Annotated in this window: 15 protein-coding genes; 11 read left to right on the top strand and 4 right to left on the bottom strand. The window is 36.6% G+C overall.

Annotated elements, in window-relative coordinates:
* Nucleotides 1-27 precede the first annotated feature (27 nt).
* Nucleotides 28-1572, bottom strand: a complete 1545-nt coding sequence (porX, locus tag A8143_RS01810) for a T9SS response regulator signal transducer PorX (RefSeq protein ID WP_066755407.1) — start codon at nucleotides 1570-1572, stop codon at nucleotides 28-30.
* Nucleotides 1573-1613: 41 nt separating this feature from the next.
* On the opposite strand from porX, the gene A8143_RS01805 reads away from it, so the two are divergent.
* From A8143_RS01805 to A8143_RS01765, 9 genes are all read left to right on the top strand, one after another.
* A complete protein-coding gene (locus A8143_RS01805; RefSeq protein ID WP_317040027.1) occupies nucleotides 1614-2861 on the top strand; it encodes an HD domain-containing protein in 1248 nt (415 codons plus the stop codon).
* Nucleotides 2862-2941: 80 nt separating this feature from the next.
* Entirely contained in the window at nucleotides 2942-3991 is a 1050-nt protein-coding gene (lpxD, locus tag A8143_RS01800; protein WP_066755405.1) for a UDP-3-O-(3-hydroxymyristoyl)glucosamine N-acyltransferase, read from the top strand.
* Nucleotides 3992-3994: 3 nt separating this feature from the next.
* Nucleotides 3995-5398, top strand: coding sequence for a bifunctional UDP-3-O-[3-hydroxymyristoyl] N-acetylglucosamine deacetylase/3-hydroxyacyl-ACP dehydratase (locus tag A8143_RS01795; protein ID WP_066755403.1), 1404 nt, complete (start codon nucleotides 3995-3997; stop codon nucleotides 5396-5398).
* Nucleotides 5395-6171, top strand: a complete 777-nt coding sequence (gene lpxA / locus A8143_RS01790; RefSeq protein WP_066755400.1) for an acyl-ACP--UDP-N-acetylglucosamine O-acyltransferase — start codon at nucleotides 5395-5397, stop codon at nucleotides 6169-6171. The genes A8143_RS01795 and lpxA overlap by 4 nt, the downstream gene beginning before the upstream one ends.
* A gap of 9 nt (nucleotides 6172-6180) precedes the next feature.
* A complete protein-coding gene (gene efp, locus A8143_RS01785; RefSeq protein WP_066755397.1) occupies nucleotides 6181-6747 on the top strand; it encodes an elongation factor P in 567 nt (188 codons plus the stop codon).
* Between the two features lie 56 nt (nucleotides 6748-6803).
* Nucleotides 6804-7553 carry an alpha/beta fold hydrolase gene (locus A8143_RS01780; protein WP_066755394.1) on the top strand — a complete coding sequence of 250 codons (750 nt, stop codon included), beginning with the start codon at nucleotides 6804-6806 and terminating at the stop codon, nucleotides 7551-7553.
* Nucleotides 7531-8166 (top strand): alpha/beta hydrolase, encoded by a 636-nt coding sequence (locus A8143_RS01775; protein WP_066755391.1) that lies wholly within the window; start codon nucleotides 7531-7533, stop codon nucleotides 8164-8166. The genes A8143_RS01780 and A8143_RS01775 overlap by 23 nt, the downstream gene beginning before the upstream one ends.
* Nucleotides 8163-8747 (top strand): hypothetical protein, encoded by a 585-nt coding sequence (locus A8143_RS01770; RefSeq protein ID WP_066755389.1) that lies wholly within the window; start codon nucleotides 8163-8165, stop codon nucleotides 8745-8747. The genes A8143_RS01775 and A8143_RS01770 overlap by 4 nt, the downstream gene beginning before the upstream one ends.
* 29 nt (nucleotides 8748-8776) lie before the next feature.
* The gene (locus tag A8143_RS01765) at nucleotides 8777-9544 is read left to right on the top strand and encodes a M15 family metallopeptidase (protein ID WP_066755387.1); all 768 of its coding nucleotides are present in this window, start codon (nucleotides 8777-8779) and stop codon (nucleotides 9542-9544) included.
* 2 nt (nucleotides 9545-9546) lie between these two features.
* On the opposite strand, the gene porU2 is transcribed toward A8143_RS01765, so the two are convergent.
* Nucleotides 9547-14706, bottom strand: a complete 5160-nt coding sequence (gene porU2, locus A8143_RS01760; protein ID WP_066755385.1) for a putative type IX secretion system sortase PorU2 — start codon at nucleotides 14704-14706, stop codon at nucleotides 9547-9549.
* Nucleotides 14707-14708: 2 nt separating this feature from the next.
* On the bottom strand, nucleotides 14709-15806 hold the full coding sequence (locus A8143_RS01755) for a putative type IX sorting system protein PorV2 (protein WP_066756125.1): 1098 nt from the start codon (nucleotides 15804-15806) through the stop codon (nucleotides 14709-14711).
* Nucleotides 15807-15989: 183 nt separating this feature from the next.
* Here A8143_RS01755 and A8143_RS01750 point away from each other — a divergent pair, with 183 nt between their 5' ends.
* Nucleotides 15990-16871: a CDP-alcohol phosphatidyltransferase family protein gene (locus A8143_RS01750; protein WP_066755383.1), complete on the top strand. Its 882-nt coding sequence runs from the start codon at nucleotides 15990-15992 to the stop codon at nucleotides 16869-16871.
* Nucleotides 16861-17115 (top strand): phosphoribosylformylglycinamidine synthase subunit PurS, encoded by a 255-nt coding sequence (gene purS / locus A8143_RS01745; protein ID WP_066755381.1) that lies wholly within the window; start codon nucleotides 16861-16863, stop codon nucleotides 17113-17115. The genes A8143_RS01750 and purS overlap by 11 nt, the downstream gene beginning before the upstream one ends.
* 67 nt (nucleotides 17116-17182) lie before the next feature.
* Here the strand turns inward: purS and lptB are convergent, their stop codons facing one another.
* On the bottom strand, nucleotides 17183-17947 hold the full coding sequence (lptB, locus tag A8143_RS01740) for an LPS export ABC transporter ATP-binding protein (RefSeq protein ID WP_066755379.1): 765 nt from the start codon (nucleotides 17945-17947) through the stop codon (nucleotides 17183-17185).
* Between the last annotated feature and the right edge of the window lie 6 nt (nucleotides 17948-17953).

Here is a 17953-nt window from a genome sequence, read left to right as displayed (position 1 = left end):
GATAAATCAAATTTCAATTTCCTCCATTTATTTTGCCGACAATTCGACAAAAGGGATGATGATTTCTTCTAGCGAAACACCACCATGTTGAAAAGTGTCCTTATAGTAATTGGCGTAATAATTGAAATTATTGGGGTAGGCGAAAAAGTCGTTCTCTTTTGCAAAAACATAATTTGAACTCACATTTTCTTTCGGTAATTTTATTGCTTCTGGATTAGTGGATTCAATGACATCCTTTGCTTTATAGCTCAAATTCTTTCCTACTTTATAGCGCAAATTGGTATTTGTGTATTTATCCCCAACAATTTTTACAGGATTTTCAACTCTTATTGTTCCATGATCCGTGGTTAAATATGTTTTAATTCCTTTTTCAGCAATTTTTTTAAAGATTTCTTTTAAGGGAGAATGATTAAACCAGGAAACTGTTAAAGACCGATATGCCGATTCATCATCAGCTAATTCCTTTATAACTTCCATCTCAGTTCTTGCATGGGATAACATATCCACAAAATTATAAACTATAACATTCAAATCGTTCTGCAACAAATCATGAAAACGCTCTACCAACTTTTTTGCAAAATCAAGTTTTACCACCTTATTATAGGACATTTTGATTTTTTTATTGTTGCGCTTTAAATTCTCTGCTAACAGCTCTTCTTCATGCAGATTTTTTCCTCCTTCGTCATTTTCGTTGAGCCACAGTTTTGGATATCTTTTTTCGATCTCACTTGGCATTAAACCAGCAAATATTGCATTCCTTGCATAATGAGTTGCCGTAGGGAGAATCGAATAAAATGGTTCCTCCTTTTCTACGTTAAAAAATTCGCCAATCAACGGTTTCAATACCATCCATTGATCGTACCGTAAATTATCAATTACGATTAAAAAAACAGGCTCTTCTCCTAAAGAACTAAAAACACGTTCTTTCAATAATTGATGAGACATCAAAGGGGCATCTTCATCCCCATTTACCCAGTTTGCATAATTATCATCTATGAAACGACAAAATTGGTTATTGGCATCCTTCTTTTGCATTGCAAAAATTTCTTTCATCCCTTCATCAGAGGACTCTTCTAGCTTTATCTCCCAATTCACAAGTTGTTGATAAATTTCGCTCCATTCATCTACGTCTAACCTGTCATTTAAACGCATACCGATCTGACGGAATTGAACTTGGTAATCATGAGAATTTTTTTGACTGACCAAATCTTTCTTGAGCAAATTTTTCTTCAATGCCAACAAGATTTGGTTCGGATTTACAGGTTTAATCAAATAATCAGAAATTTGACCTCCAATTGCCTCCTCCATAATGTATTCTTCCTCACTTTTAGTGATCATTATAATCGGCACATTTTGATTTTTATCCTTTATTTTTGCTAAGGTCTCCAAACCATTAAGTCCTGGCATATTCTCATCTAAGAAGATAATATCATAGTGTTTTTCATCCACCATCTCCACGGCATCAGCTCCATTATTTATTGTATCAATCTCATATCCTTTCTGTTCTAAAAACAAAATATGAGGTTTAAGTAAATCAATTTCATCATCTGCCCACAAAATTCTTGCTTCCATTCTTTATTTTTTGGTTAGTTTTGAACTGTTAAATTAATCATTTGAAATTGCAATCACGAACGCACAACAAAAGAAAGATAATAAACGATCCTGTACACGGTTTTATTACAATTCCTAACGAATTAATATTTGACCTTGTTGAGCACCCTTACTTCCAAAGACTTAGGAGAATAAAACAATTGGGCTTGTCTCATCTAGTTTATCCGGGTGCCAATCATACGCGGTTTCATCATGCCTTGGGAGCAATGCACCTTATGAATCAAGCCATTGAAGTTTTACGTTCAAAAGGAGTTGATATCTCTGAAAAAGAGAAAACAGGTGCTTTGATAGCTATTTTGCTCCATGATATTGGGCATGGTCCTTTCTCTCACACGCTCGAACATTCTTTGTTAAAATCAATTCATCACGAAGAAGTTTCGCTTTTATTCATGGAACGGCTTAACGAAGAGTTTAAGGGGAAACTTACGGTTGGTATTGAAATATTTACGGATAAGCACCCTAAAAAATTCTTACACCAGCTTGTTTCCAGTCAATTAGATATGGACCGGCTTGACTACCTTCAACGGGACAGTTTTTTTACAGGTGTTTCAGAGGGAGTAATAGGAAGTGAGCGAATTATCGCCATGTTAAATGTCGCAAATAACCAATTAGTTATTGAAGAGAAAGGGATCTATTCAATCGAAAACTTTATCGGTGCACGAAGAATAATGTACTGGCAGGTATACATGCATAAAACTGTGGTTTCTTCTGAATTTATGCTGACAAGTATTTTAAAAAGAGCTAAACACCTTTATCAGCACGGTGAGAGCTTATTTGCTAGTCCTAGCTTGGAATTGTTTTTAAAAAATGATATTTCATTCGAAGAATTTAAGAATGATCCTACCATGCTCAAGCATTTTGCATTAATCGATGATAGTGATATCAGCTCATCCATTAAGGTATGGCAATTTAGCTCGGATCCAATTTTATCAAAACTTTGCAAAGACATTTCGAGTAGACGGTTATTTAAAACTTCCATCTCTAAATCACCTTTCACAAAAAAACAATTGGATAAAGCATCAAAAAAAATTGAAACTGCTTTAGACATTTCACCGAGTGAATTAGGTTATTTTATTCGTAATGAAAAGCTAGTTAACAGCGCATACGACGGTGATTCCAATCAAATTTTAATTAAGCTTAGAAAAGGAAAAATAATGGATTTAGCCAAAGCTTCTGACAACTTAAACATCTCTGCTTTGTCTACTCCAGTTGAGAAGTACTATCTTTGCAAAATAAAAACCAAGTCATAATGTTGTTATTTCAACTACTTTGTTGAAAACTTCGTTAGAATCCATAAGTACTCGGACTATTAATTATTAATTTTGGCACAATGGAATTTTCTGCACAACAAATTGCATCTATATTAGAAGGCGAAATCGTCGGTAATCCGGAGGTTTCTGTAAACGGCCTTTCAAAAATTGAAGAGGGAAAAACGGGAACATTATCGTTCTTGGCCAATCCTAAATACGAGGAACATATTTACGATACGGCAGCTTCAATTGTCATTGTAAATCGTAGTTTTGAACCGCAGAAAGATTTACCAAAAGGTATAACATTAATAAAAGTTGAGGAGGCCTACAGTTGCTTTGCAAAACTATTAGGTTTATATGATCAAGCCACAGCAAAACAACCTGCAATAGAAAATGGTTCTCACGTCGCAGACTCTGCTACAATTGGTAAAGATGTATACATCGGAGCATTTGCATATATAAGTGAGGGTGCTATTATTGAAGATGGCGTACACATTTATCCCAACACATATATTGGAGACAATGTAAAAGTTGGAGCAAACACTAAAGTTTTTCCTGGTGTAAAGATATACCGTGACTGCGTTATTGGTTCGTCATGTACGTTACACGCTGGAGTGGTCATAGGTGCTGACGGTTTCGGTTTTGCTCCAAATTCAGAAAATAATTATCAAAAGGTTCCACAAATTGGAAATGTGATCATAGAAGACCACGTAGAGGTTGGAGCAAACACGTGCATTGATCGCGCTACATTAGGTTCGACTATTATTAAAAAAGGAGTTAAGCTCGATAACCTCGTTCAAATTGGACACAACGTGCAAGTTGGAGATAATACTGTAATGGCTGCACAAGTTGGTGTTGCCGGCTCAACCAAACTAGGTAAAAACATGATGGTTGGTGGCCAAGTTGGTATAGTAGGACATATTAGTTTAGCTGATGGAACTTTAATTGGAGCGCAAGCAGGTGTTCCTAAGACAATAAAAAAAGAAGGTACTACGTTATTAGGCTCTCCAGCTTATGACGCAGATGACTATAAAAAATCTTATATGGGATTTAGACGATTGCCTCAAATTTTGGATCGTTTAAGAGAATTAGAAGAAGAATTGAAAAAAATCAAAGCAAATAACCCGTAATTAATGGCTGATAAACAACATACCTTAAAAGGTGAAATCAAATTGAGTGGTGTTGGATTACACACTGGAGAAATTGTAAATTTAACCATCTGTCCTGCTCCAGAAAAACATGGTTACAAATTCCAACGAATTGATATCGAAGGGCAACCTACTGTAAAAGCTGACCCTGACAATGTCGTTTCTACGGCACGAGGTACTACCCTTGAGCAAAATGGTGCTAAAGTTTATACAACAGAACATTTATTGGCTGCATTGTACGCCATGCAGGTTGATAATGCTTTGATCAAATTAGACGCTCCGGAAGTTCCTATTATGGATGGAAGTTCGTTTCCTTTTTTAGAGGCCATCAAAAAAGTAGGATTAGAAGAGCAAAATCAAGAGAGAGATTATTTAATTCTTGATGAAAATATAAAGTGGGAGGACGAAGAGAAAGGAATTGAATTTTTAGCCATTCCCGATAAAGAATATCGAATTACAGTAATGGTTGATTACAATTCTCCCGTACTAGGAACGCAGCATGCTAGCATGTACAAAATTGATGATTTTGAAACTGAAATTTCAAAATGTAGAACCTTTGTTTTCTTGCGTGAGTTGGAGTATTTAGCAATGAATGACCTCATCAAAGGAGGGGATTTGGATAATGCCATCGTATTAATCGAACGTGAAAATATTAAGCAAGAAGAACTTGATCGATTAGCAAAATTACTGGGTAAAGAAGATTTGTCCGTCACTGTTGATGGTATTGGTACTTTGAACCATACAAAATTACATTTCGAAAATGAACCTGCTCGTCATAAATTGCTTGATATTGTTGGCGATTTAGCCTTATTAGGCCGACCAATTAAAGGTCATATTTTAGCGGCTAGACCGGGGCACAGCGGTAACGTTAGGTTTGCCAAAATTCTTAAAGAGCATGCAAAAAATGCTGCGAATAAGGGGAAATTTTTCGATTTAGAAAAGGAACCGCTTTACGATATTGTCGCTATTGAAAAAATGTTACCTCATCGCTATCCATTTTTGTTGGTAGATAAAGTGCTTGAAATCACTGAGGATGGAATAATTGGGGTTAAAAACATCACCATGAACGAGCCTCAATTTACAGGTCATTTCCCAGGTAATCCAATTTTCCCTGGTGTTTTACAAATAGAAGCTATGGCACAAGTTGGTGGTATTTTTGCTTTGGACAAAGTCGAAGATCCTCACCTCTACTCGACCTATTTTATGAAAATTGATAATGTTAAATTTAAAACAATGGTTCGCCCTGGTGACACCGTCGTTTTTGACCTTAAACTTTTATCTCCAATTAGAAGAGGGTTAGTAAACATGGGAGGAAAAGCCTATGTAAACGGTAAAGTTGTTATGGAAGCTGATATGCTTGCTCAAGTCGTGAAAGATAAAACGGAATGATTAGTAAATTAGCAAATATTAATCCTGCGGCGAAAATTGCCGAAAACGTCACCATTGAGTCGTTCACAACAATATATGAGGATGTTGAAATCGGTGAAGGAACTGTTATTGGACCTAATGTCACCATTTACCCAGGTGCCAGAATTGGCAAAAATGTTCAAATTTTTCCGGGTGCAGTAATTTCTGCGATTCCTCAAGACCTCAAGTTTCATGGGGAATATACTACAACTGAAATTGGTGACAATACGATCATTAGAGAATGCGTCACCATACATCGAGGAACAGACGATAAATTAAAAACTTCCATCGGCAAAAATTGTTTGCTGATGTGTTACGTTCACATTGGCCATGATTGCACAATTGGGAATAATGTAATCATTGCGAATAGTTCAGGGATTTCCGGTCATGTTGTAATTGAAGATTGGGCCATAGTTGAAGGAATGTGTGGTGTTCAGCAGTTTGTAAGAATCGGTCAACATGCGTTTGTGGCGGGAATGACTAGTGTGCGTAAAAACGTCCCTCCTTATATTCGAGCAGCTCGAGAGCCGCTTACATTTGCAGGTGTTAATGCAATAGGTTTACGTAGGAGAGGAATGACCGATGAAACGTTAAAAAACATTGAAGATATTTATCGAAATTTATTTATTCTTCATAATTCGGTCACAAATGGCGTTCGGTCCATTGAAACAGAAATTCCTGATTGCGAAGAAAAGGAAACAGTATTAAACTTTATTAAAGAATCAAAAAAGGGGATTATCAAAGGCCCTTTATAAACTAAATTTATGGCAACTACATCAGATATTAAGAACGGACTTTGTATGATGCACGGTGGTAAAATTGTTACCGTAGTAGAATTTCAACATGTTAAACCCGGCAAAGGACCTGCTTTCGTGCGCACAAAACTAAAGTATATCGAAACAGGAAAAGTTGTGGACAACACGTTTTCTGCTGGACATAAAATTGATATCGTTCGGGTAGAAACAAGAAATTACCAATATCTTTACCCTGAGGGTGATGGTTATCATTTTATGAATACTGAAACTTTCGAGCAAGTATTCATCAACAAGTCGATGATTGACAATCCAGGATTTTTAAAGGAAGGAATTGTCTGTACAATAGTTTTCCATGCTGAAGAAGAGTTGCCATTAACAGTAGAATTGCCATTCTACATCGATGCGGAGGTTACTTATACAGAACCTGGAATTAAAGGAGATACGGCAACAAACACACTTAAACCTGCTACGATAGATACTGGAGCTGAAATTAAGGTGCCTTTGTTCATTGGCATTGGTGACAAGATTAAAGTTGACACACGTAAGGGAGAGTATTCAGAACGAATTAAATCCTAAACACAATAATCGCTTAAAACATCCGTCTTTACTCTGTAGGGACGGTTTTTTTTTATATGCAATTAAATGTTAAATACATTGGAGATCCATCTTCAAATCGATTAATTATATTTCTTCACGAAGGACTTGGTTCTGTTAAGCAATGGAAGAATTTTCCGAACTCACTCTGCGACAAAACCAATTCTTACGGATTGGTCTACGATAGAAAGGGATATGGGGAGTCTTTAGGTGACCTTACTCATCGGCAAGCCAATTATCTTCATCTTGCGGCAGAAGAATTGTTTGAAATTATTTCTACAAGTAAGCACAACGACAAACCGATTTACCTTTACGGTCATTCTGATGGAGGAAGTATCGCTTTAATTTTTGCTGCTAAATACGGGCATCGCATAAAAGGAATTATCACTGAAGCCGCTCATGTTTTTGTTGAAGACATTACAATTGCTGGTGTGAAAGAAGCCCGTGACCTATTTGATCTGGGGAAATTTGAAGGATTAAAAAAATACCACGGGAATCAATATCATCAAGTATTTTTCGCTTGGAATGATATATGGTTATCTGAAGAATTCAAAAACTGGGAAATAATCTCATTATTAGAAAAAATTGATGTTCCAAATCTTATTATTCAAGGTAAAAACGACCAATATGGAACAGAAGAACAAGTCAATTTAATCATCGAAAAAACAAAAGGGGTGTCTACAAAATTGATCCTCGAAAATTGTGGGCATGCCCCACACAAAGAATCCCAAAAAGAAGTAATTTCCGAAATAAAAAAATGGATGGATGACGAAAGAAGTTCAAGTTAATTACCAACACACCGGACGCTATTTTACCTTTGGGAATCCTGATAAAGCCTGTACCTTGTTAATTGCTCTTCACGGTTATAGTCAACTCCCCGAGTATTTTATCCGCAAGTTTCATTTTCTGGATCCGGATAAATATTATGTGATCTGCCCCGAAGGACCACATCGCTTTTATCGAGAAGGCACGAGTGGCAGAGTTGGTGCATCATGGATGACAAAAGAGGATCGACTGAATGACATTAAAAACTATATTCGCTTGCTAGATGCCGTTGCTGAAAGTATCGATGCGGATCATCATTTTAATCGTCGAATATTACTTGGTTTCTCTCAAGGCGGCGCAACAGCTTCACGTTGGATTGGTTACGGTAATACACCGTTTAACGAGTTTATTCTCTGGGCAGCTGTTTTTCCTCCTGATATGGATGATACCGTTAAGCAGAATTTTTACGCTACACAAAACCACATGGTAATAGGAGATTCCGATGAATTTTCTACTGTTGAAAAAGCGAAAGAATATCACCAAAAATTGTCGAAAGAAGGCATGAAATTTGCTTTTCATACGTTTAAGGGGAATCATGATTTGAATAAAGAATTATTGTATAAATTGGTCATATGAAAAAGGTGCTAACATTTTTGTTTATCGCAAGCTTTACAGTTGTTTTTGGGCAATATGATATTGAAGACGCCAAAAAAGAGAACGAAAAAGATTCGGATAAAAACTTTTCATTGTATAATCTTAAACAGGATATCTACGTCGGTGGTGAGTTCTCACTATCCCTTGGTACTTTCGGAACATATATTTATGCCGCCCCAATGATAGGTTATGATATCACTGAGAAATTTTCAGCGGGATTTTCAGCAATGTATCAATTTCAACGTGTTGTTTTTACGAATGCAAGCGTAAACTTAAGCGCATTTGGAGGAGGTGTATTTACCCGGTTCAGACCTATTGACCCAATTCTAATGCAAGTAGAATATAACTTGTTCAACACACCTGATTATGTGAATAATTATAATAACCGAGTTAACGTTCCTGCTTTTATGGCAGGTGCAGGATATGCTGGAGCTATGGGCAGTCGCTCTTACTATCAAATCTTGTTAATGTACGATTTCATCAATGATCCCAACATGCCCTTACCAGGTTTTATTCTTGAACCACTTCATTTAAAGTTTGGTTTGGTTTTTTATCTCGAATAACAAACGAATACTCTTAAAACAAAAGGCCCATGCGTGAATTAGTTATTTTTTTTGTCCTCTTTCTATTAGGAAGTTGTTCCCCAGTACAAGAAAAAGAACATGTCGAAGATGAGACGAACGTGACGATCATATTTTCTGACTCTTTAAGACAAAAAACTGATTTTAAGCCGGCTCCCCTCTACGCTATTGATAGTTTAGAAAAAAAAATAATTACAGCAGGATTAGTCAACATTCAAACACTTATACCTGATATTATTGTTGACGTTCGTTATTCAACACCTAATAACTTCATGCAACGAGACATGTATGGAAGTTTAGCACGGATTTACCTTCAACCGTCCGTAGCCGAAGATCTTCAGAAATCTCAATCCGCTTTAAAGGAAATAGATAGTACGCTTTCGCTTTATGTTTATGATGGAGTTCGACCTAGATCTGTACAACAATACATGTGGGATATTTTGGAAATGCCAATTCATGAAAAAACTAAATTTGTTTCTAACCCAAAAAATGGTTCTTTACACAATTATGGTGCTGCAATAGACTTAACAATTGCGGATAGTTCTGGCGTTCCTTTAGACATGGGCGCGGAATACGATGACATACGCAAAATTGCTTATCCTAGATATGAAAAAGCGTATTTAGATTCGGGCTTGCTCACTCAATATCAGGTGGCTAATAGAGAGTTATTAAGAAAAGTTATGAAGGCCGGAGGTTTTTGGAATATCCAGACAGAATGGTGGCATTTTAACCGGTACAATCGAGCAAAAGCAAGGGAGCTTTTTGAGATTGTTGAATGATATTAACGCATTAAATACATTTTTCCAAAATCCTTTACAAAATATTGATCCGCTCCACTTTCGCGCAATTCTACATCCTCGTTATCAAGTTTTACAATCACCCTATATAGATAAATACCATTCGCTAAAGCATCTCCATATTCATCTGTACCATTCCAAGCGAACTCGGTTATATTACGTCCAATCTTAATTGGTCCTAATTCATGTTTTGTGATTTCTCGAACTACTTTGCCACTAATCGTCATAATTTGAATGGTGAACTCATCCGGAATTCTAGCTCCTGTTAATGTGAACACAAATTGTGTGCTCGTACTGAATGGATTTGGATAATTCATCAAATTAGTAATCGAGGATTTATGATCCACTTCAAATTCGATATCATATTCAAAATCACCTGAGATATTTCCAGATTGATCAACAGCTTGCACCAACAATCGATAAGTGCCATTTTGATCAAAATTCCCTTTATAGATTATTTTAAACTTTTGGTTACTTGGATCGGCCGGAACCCACTCCATCATTGGCTCTCCCAGACTATTTCTAAAATTCAATCGCTTCTGTATGCCTTTAGGATCTGTAAGATAAATGCCAAAATTTGCCGTATCCTCTTCATTCTCCATAATTAAATACGGATTTTCATCCTTAAGACTGATTACAATTTCTGAATACGGGTCCACTAAATCATTATTTAAGATATGATAACCATTAAAAGTCACATCCAATATTGGGTTTTCAACATCAGCATTGACATAAAAAGGCAGTTGCCCCATGTTGTTAAAGTGATATTGCTCAAATTGATCCTTAGCTCCCAAATCGTTATATGGATTTACCTCCACCCATAAACTATTGTATCCTGGAAGATGAACACTGGGTACTAACAACGTATCTCGAATGGTTTGACCAACCCTTAAAGAATCTTGTCTTGGGTAAGTAATAGGAACCAAATTATGATTAGCGTCTTCTACCCAATAATCAACGAGTAATGAATCCATCGGCTTGTCACTAATATTCTTAATATCAAATGCCACAGCTAACCGTTGCCCTTCGAGTAAGGTGTCAGAGGGCAAAAAATAAACACCTGCCGTACCATCTAATGCTGCTTCAGGTGCGTGCTCGTATAATACATGCCACCCATCAATTTGAGCAGGGGTAAAACCAGTTAAATCCCAATGTTTTGCTGATAATTGTATATAAGGATAATCATCGGCCTCGACGAGCGTATTTAAGTATAAAATTGAATCGTTAGCAGTGAATAAGGTATCAAGAATTAGTGCTCTTGTTCCTTCAGCAGTAATTCCAGTTAGTAAAAGTCGCGACGAATCATTCGTCATTGGTTCCATTGCGTCTTGGTCCCAATACAAAGTTCCCCATTCACTTGCCGGACCGATAATAGTGGAAGCCTCTTCACCATAATGATCATAGCCCCACAAAGTATCATCTAATTGAATTAAATCATCTAAAAATTGTCCATAAACCTCTTTAGTGGCTGCTGGATTTCCGGCTTTACCAAAAACAATAAATGGTACTTCTTCCCGCCCTGGATAAATACTATCACATCCAATTTCAGTAAAGACATCATATACTGCGGGGTATTCGGTGTCCCACTCTGAATAATTCGCATAGCGAGAAGTATAAATGAGGAAGTAAAAACTGTCCGGAATTTCATTCAAAATCATATTTTCAAATGCCTCCAATTGTGTCGCATTATTTTGATAGAAGCCAAAGTGATCCTCAACCCTTGCACGACAACCACCATTATCGTTGGCATTACCGAAATTATGATCCGGGTTTTGCATTTCAATTGCACCACCCGCATCCCATCTTGTACCCCATGATTTTAATGTATAAGGGTCAATTACTGCAACTAAAAATTGAGGTTGGGTAGAGCAGAAATTATATTCTCCATAGCCTGGGTCCAAACTTCCGTCAATATGAAAAAGCGTAAAAGCAAACTCATACCAACCAGAAGCATTTCCATATACTGTACAATCTATAGTTTTATAAGAAGGTCCAAAAAGCCGTTTTCTTATTCCGCGTTCATAATCCAAGAAGTTATAATCATTTCGTTTAAACTGAAAGAAATGATCTTGCCCCCATCCAGATTTGCCATTGATATACTGAAATGAATGTTCAATCCAATAATAATCACCTGTATCTTCAACAGCTACGCGCCAGAAGTAAACCATGCTATCTTCTAATGTCAATTCAGCCGAGGATCCACTAACTGCACTCTCCCATTCGTCAAAATTAACCTCGACTACGCCGCCCAGTGAGCTTTTGGATTTAACCAATTTCGCAGGACTGTTAAATAAATCCGTTGTATCAATTTCAAAACGATAATTAGCTAAACCAGCAAATGGATTAACAGTTGATCCCTTTAGCGTAATTTTATCATTTGGCACAACTGCAAAATCATATGGCCAAACAGGGTAGATGCCATCTACATCAAATAACACCTGTTTTGTGTACGTATTATTTCCAACCTCATCAAATTGCTCCGCTACGATACTGGGAATATCAACCGAAGCCGTAAACGAGTTAATTCCTACCCCGATATTATTGTAGAAAGGAATTGTAAATACAACCGTGTCAATATAATCGATACCATGAACCAATTTGGTGTAAACGGAATCTCCTCCATCGTTAGGGAATGACCTTTTCAATTCAATTGCAAAGGTATCAACTGCCGACCTCCCCAAATTATAAAGTACAACATTAACATCCAATGAATCAACGGTTAAATCAATAACTGCTGGAGTAAAAAACAGACTCGAATGGTTGATTTCTAATTCAGGTTTGTCATGGTGATTCGGTATTATAGCCGGGTCTCCATGCAAGGTCATCTGATTGCACACATTTTGCAAACCGAATGACATAATTTCTGATTCAACGGACGCAATCGTTTTTTGTGAAAGCGTGCCTAATGACTGACCATAATCGACATTAGACATACGATTAAAAAACACACTTGAATAACTATCTAGCGAATTTGAAAAAGCTTGTTTAACATTCGCAAGAAAGGCTATTGAACCGGCGTTCTCAATCAAGACATATTCCTCAGAGGCAGAATATACGGTTGGTTCAAAAATATTACCGGTTAAACATGCATTACCAACAACTATAGGGTATTTGCCTTGATTATTCCAATTTGCAGGATCATCAATATTCGTATCAAATCCGTCCGCCGTTGCATGACCAAAAAAAGTGATTAAGGAAACTCCTTCTTTTATTCGGTCGGTAACTTCTGTCAATACTGAAGGATCAACAGGATCAGAAACTGTTTTATAATAAGAGGTTACATTGCCCCCAAAATTCGGTCCTTCTAAATCATCCTCATACCTTCCGAGATAAATTTTAAACGTAGACTGTTCAACTGCATTTGCTCCGCCCCCAAAATGTAAAATCTCTTTCTGCCAGAGCTTATCGTTTACCGAATAATAAGACAATGGATCTTGCGCCAATTCATATTCTTTAACCTTGTTTAAATAAACTAAAACTTCTTCGTTAGATTTGGCGGCAATACGGCCGGTTGGAATTAATGGTGCCCATAAATTCCCATCGAGTTGCGCTGTAATTAACATATCACTTGCTGGATAGCCGAAAGTTGGGACCATACAAGACTGGTAGGAACTCGGTAATTTTCGGGTACCTCCTGGAGCTGCAATACTCTCATTCGCTTCTCTAATTCCTTTACCAATTATAAAAAGATGTTCTGGCTTTGTGGTTGCTTGATTGTAGGCATAATGTGCAAATCTTCGAATTCCCATAACGTGTTTAGGAACACCGCCACCGAATTGGAGGTTCAATTCATGTTGGTCCATCAAAATAACATTATTAGACCCACCTAAAGTTCCTTCTCTATACGTTTTATATTCATTGGCACTAGACATCAAAAGCTGATTCGTAATCATCAAGTAAGCCGATTCGTAAGAAAAGGATGAAACGTCAGTAAACAAGCCACTTCCATTGACAGGAGTTAAGGTAGTTGGTGTTTTCATTTGCGACTCATCAAAAATCACAAAATTTTCATCGCTCGTGAGCGCAGGATTAGGAATTAAAACACGATAGTTACTTCCCGATACAACTACTGGAATTTTTTTGACTTCATCCCCTAATACAAAAGCCCACGGATTAGGAGCAACAAAGTTTGAGAATTCGTAGAATGATTTGGCCTCAAACTCATTTTTAGGAATGATCATTTTGGCAAATGACGTTCCTCCAAGGTTGGTGGAATGCGGATATATCATCTCAGTAAAAGCAACTGCCTGATAATCTGAAGCAACACCTAAATCATTAATTAATTGATACCTAATTTTTGTTGTGGAAGAACCTAGACTACTTGGTAATAAATCGTATTTAAAATGATTCATTTGATAACCAGTAAAAACCGTATCAATGATAGTAATATGAGAAGGTCCTAGCTGAACTTCTAGGTGATGGTTTCCCATTCCGTCAAAGGCTGCATTAGACGCTCCAACAGTGATTGATTCCATTTTAACAGTTGGAGCCCCTGGTCCAGTATAAGCATTTGTAGACACCAAAAAATCATCTTGATAATTCACTGCTGATGACATGAACAAACGAGGTCCTAACCAACCTTCACCTGCAGAATAGTTCGAATGCGATAATCCGGCAACCTTATATCCTTCATTATAGTAATTATGACTTGATTTATAGACTTTTCGCATATAATATGCTCGACTGGTATATGCTCCAAAATCGGTATCAACCTCTGCCGTTATTCGTTGGTTATCGACCTCATTATTCCAAGACAAAAAATAGTTGATTGTATCATTATAGAGTGGATAGTAACGATTGGTTACTTCATCAGGTTCATCAAAAAGTAATGAATCTAACCATGTTGTATTTTTTTTAGCGTAAAAAACAATGAAATCGCCGGGATCAAAGCTCCCATCTTCACCACCTTCAATCCAAATATCTTGCTCTTTTTCAAATCCAAAAACTTGGAAATTATCAGGAGCGATAGAACCAACGGGAACACCTGCCGCAGCCAAAAAACTGTAATCTAATCGATAGACACCATCTTCATATATCCTAAAAGAATAATACCGCTGACTGTAATCAATCCATTCGTTCCCATATTGAGCCCGTACATTAAAACAAAACAATAGAACGAAAAAGATCAAGTACTTATTTGCCATAATTATTCATTGTTAATTTTTGGATCGTTCAATTTAAACCTCAACGAAAAAACGTGTGAATAAAGAGCGACAGACACATCACCAATATCTGTGAAGGCGTAATCGATATTTACCCCTTTAAAACCTACACCAATACCAATGTTTGGTTGAAAGGTCAAAGATTCTGATAAATCTGTATTCTTAATCCACTGCATATTTCCTGCTCCAAACCTCAAGGCCACCCATTTTCCATACCCTAATTCAACACCAGCGTATGGATCTACGGAAATTGGATTGGTACGAATTAGTACATTTCTTCTTCCGTCAGTATTTAAAGCCATGTTCACTTCAGACTTAACGTAAAATTCCTTAATAATGTTTGTTTTATATTGGGCACCCATGATAAATTTAGGTAAGGTAATCTCTAAACCATTTTTCGGAATTTCATTACCTGTATTCTCAAAAACTTCAATCATTTCATCGTCCAATGAATAGCGCCAGGCATTGAATGTAGTTGTGACATCTCGTGCTAAAAGTCCGAATTTCCAATGTTCACCCTTTTGATATTTTAAACCTCCATCAATACCAAAGCCCCAGGCTCTAGCAAAATCACCTGCATGTCGATAAACAATTTTAAAATTCCCTCCAAAACTTAAACCTTCAATTGGTAGTTTGCGTGCATAGGAAAAGAGGAAAGCATAATCTCCTACAGAGAAAGTAGTGATATTATCGTAATTGACGTTTAAATCCTTATCCAATAGCTGAGTGGTATTTGCGATGTCATCAACACCCAATCGAATGAAAGTGAAGCCAGCGGTGCTTTTATCATCAATCGGTTTTGCAATCCCGACGTAATCATATTTAGCAATACCGGCGAAATACTCCGAGTGCATCGCTCCTACTTGTAAAAAATCGTTTACATCTGTTAAGCCTGCTGGATTCCAGTAACCAGCTGTTACATCATCAACACCAGCTACAACAGCATTTGACATACCAAGAGCATTTGCTCCAACACCAATTGATAAAAAATCATTGGAATATTTCGGCGTTAAATCGCTTATTTGAGCAAAACCTATTGTACCAACACAGGTTAGTACGAAGAATAGAAGTAGATTTTTCATAATTTTCAATAGCATAAAGATAGGAAATAATAAAACGTCATGCATCTATAACTTTTGTTTTAAAAAAAAATTGTGCGCATTAATCCACTCACGCGATTGTATTTACGCATATTTTAAATTCTGGTTCTTGACTTTTGAAAAAATCTTGAATAAAAATCGAATATAAATCTGCATTTTTGTAGTATGACAGCAATTAAACGTCTCATACCAAACCTGTTTACAGCTGGTAATTTAGTGGGTGGAATATTGGCCATTCTATTTGCTTTAACAGGTCATATTGTATTAGCACCGTACTGTATTTTTATTTCTGCTCTACTTGATTTTTTGGATGGTTTTATGGCCCGGTTACTAAAAGTTCCCAGTGAACTTGGTAAACAATTAGATTCACTAGCTGACATGGTTACTTTTGGAGTGGCACCGGGCATTATTGTTTTTGTCATGCTAGGTAGTCAACTCCCTATTTTTCCAGAGCTTAGTACATTTGGAGAATCTATAAGTTCGTATTACATCAAAGATATCATCATTGACGGAGAAATAATAGTGGAACAAAATGGAATTAGTCCAACGATCATTAATTATGGTTGGCATAAATTTCTACCTTATTTTGCATTTATAATCCCGGTATTTGCGCTATTTAGATTAGCCAAATTTAACATTGATACACGCCAATCTGATTCTTTTATTGGTCTACCTACGCCTGCCATGACTTTGTACATCGCTGTATTGCCGTTACTCTATAGTTCTACAATGAATCAAATAGCATTGGGCGAACTTTCGACGGCTTCTTGGGAATATAGTGCTGCAACTATTATCTCTAACCCATTGTTTTTAATGTTATCTTCCCTTGTTTTGTCAATTTTAATGGTAGCCGAGATACCACTCTTTGCTTTAAAGTTTAAACATTTCAAAATCAAAGGAAATGAAATTCGCTATCTCTTTTTAACAATAGCAATTGCCTTGTTGGCAATTTTATTCTTTTGGGCACTGCCTTTGATAATAATATTATATGTACTTTTGTCGATAATTAATAACCAGTTTGTAAAAGCTAGAACGAATGAAATTTAAAGCGGAAATCGATGTAATGCCTTTAGAGGCTTTGTTAGACCCTCAAGGGAAAGCTGTTAGCCAATCAATGGGAAATTTAGGACTATCAGAAATTACTAATGTTAGAATAGGAAAACACATCCGTATTTTCATAGAAGCAGCATCAAAAGAAGAGGCTGAAGCAAAAACAGAAGAAGCTTGTAAAAAATTATTAGTGAATGAAATCATGGAAGGATATACTTTCACGGTAACAGAAGCAGAATAGTTAAAAGAATTTATATCAAAAAAAATCGCTCATATTTGGGCGATTTTTTTTTGCATTATACAGAAGTTTAATCCGCTTTATTCTCTTCAGCATCGATGTCGTAATTTTTCTTTTTTAATTCGAAACTTTCACCGAGATAAACCTTCCTTACCAAAGGATCTTCTGCCAATACTTCTGCCGTACCTTCCCGTAAAATGCTTCCTTCAAAAAGCAAATATGTTCGATCAGTAATAGACAATGTTTCTTGAACATTATGGTCTGTGATTAATACCCCAATATTTTTGCGCTTTAATTGGGATACTATTTTTTGGATATCCTCTACTGCAATAGGATCAACCCCAGCAAAAGGCTCATCCAATAAAATAAATTTAGGATTTACGGCTAAAGCCCTCGCTATTTCTGTCCTACGTTTCTCTCCTCCCGATAAACTTTGCCCCAAATTTTTTCGAACGTGATTTAATCCAAATTCTTCCAGGAGAGATTCTAATTTTTTATGTCGCTCTTGCTTCGATAAATCAGTCATTTCAAGTACCGTCATAATATTATCCTCAACGGACATCTTTCTAAATACGGAAACCTCCTGTGGTAAATAACCTATCCCCAACTGTGCCCTTTTGTACATGGCATGTTTGGTAATCTCTAAATCGTCTAAAAATACCTTGCCTGAATTGGGGCGAACTAATCCAACTATCATATAGAATGAAGTCGTCTTTCCTGCTCCATTGGGACCTAATAAACCTACAATTTCTCCCTGATTTACTTCAACTGAAACACCTTTAACGACATGCCTTCCCTTGTAACTCTTCTTTATATCTTCTGCTCTTAATTTCATTCTAAT

It is taken from the genome of Crocinitomix algicola (genome assembly GCF_001661595.2).
GTDB classification, from domain to species: Bacteria; Bacteroidota; Bacteroidia; order Flavobacteriales_D; family Crocinitomicaceae; genus Crocinitomix; species Crocinitomix algicola.
The sequence above is the reverse complement of the archived record's forward strand: the minus strand, read 5'-3'. Positions and strand labels throughout refer to the sequence as shown.

Coding starts and splice junctions, on each gene's coding strand:
- lpxA (WP_066755400.1), top strand. CDS start 5,395: ATGATTAGTAAATTAGCAAATATTAATCCTGCGGCGAAAATTGCCGAA.
- porX (WP_066755407.1), bottom strand. CDS start 1,572: ATGGAAGCAAGAATTTTGTGGGCAGATGATGAAATTGATTTACTTAAA.
- lpxD (WP_066755405.1), top strand. CDS start 2,942: ATGGAATTTTCTGCACAACAAATTGCATCTATATTAGAAGGCGAAATC.
- porU2 (WP_066755385.1), bottom strand. CDS start 14,706: ATGGCAAATAAGTACTTGATCTTTTTCGTTCTATTGTTTTGTTTTAAT.
- A8143_RS01765 (WP_066755387.1), top strand. CDS start 8,777: ATGCGTGAATTAGTTATTTTTTTTGTCCTCTTTCTATTAGGAAGTTGT.
- A8143_RS01770 (WP_066755389.1), top strand. CDS start 8,163: ATGAAAAAGGTGCTAACATTTTTGTTTATCGCAAGCTTTACAGTTGTT.
- lptB (WP_066755379.1), bottom strand. CDS start 17,947: ATGAAATTAAGAGCAGAAGATATAAAGAAGAGTTACAAGGGAAGGCAT.
- purS (WP_066755381.1), top strand. CDS start 16,861: ATGAAATTTAAAGCGGAAATCGATGTAATGCCTTTAGAGGCTTTGTTA.
- A8143_RS01750 (WP_066755383.1), top strand. CDS start 15,990: ATGACAGCAATTAAACGTCTCATACCAAACCTGTTTACAGCTGGTAAT.
- A8143_RS01755 (WP_066756125.1), bottom strand. CDS start 15,806: ATGAAAAATCTACTTCTATTCTTCGTACTAACCTGTGTTGGTACAATA.
- A8143_RS01795 (WP_066755403.1), top strand. CDS start 3,995: ATGGCTGATAAACAACATACCTTAAAAGGTGAAATCAAATTGAGTGGT.
- A8143_RS01775 (WP_066755391.1), top strand. CDS start 7,531: ATGACGAAAGAAGTTCAAGTTAATTACCAACACACCGGACGCTATTTT.
- A8143_RS01780 (WP_066755394.1), top strand. CDS start 6,804: ATGCAATTAAATGTTAAATACATTGGAGATCCATCTTCAAATCGATTA.
- efp (WP_066755397.1), top strand. CDS start 6,181: ATGGCAACTACATCAGATATTAAGAACGGACTTTGTATGATGCACGGT.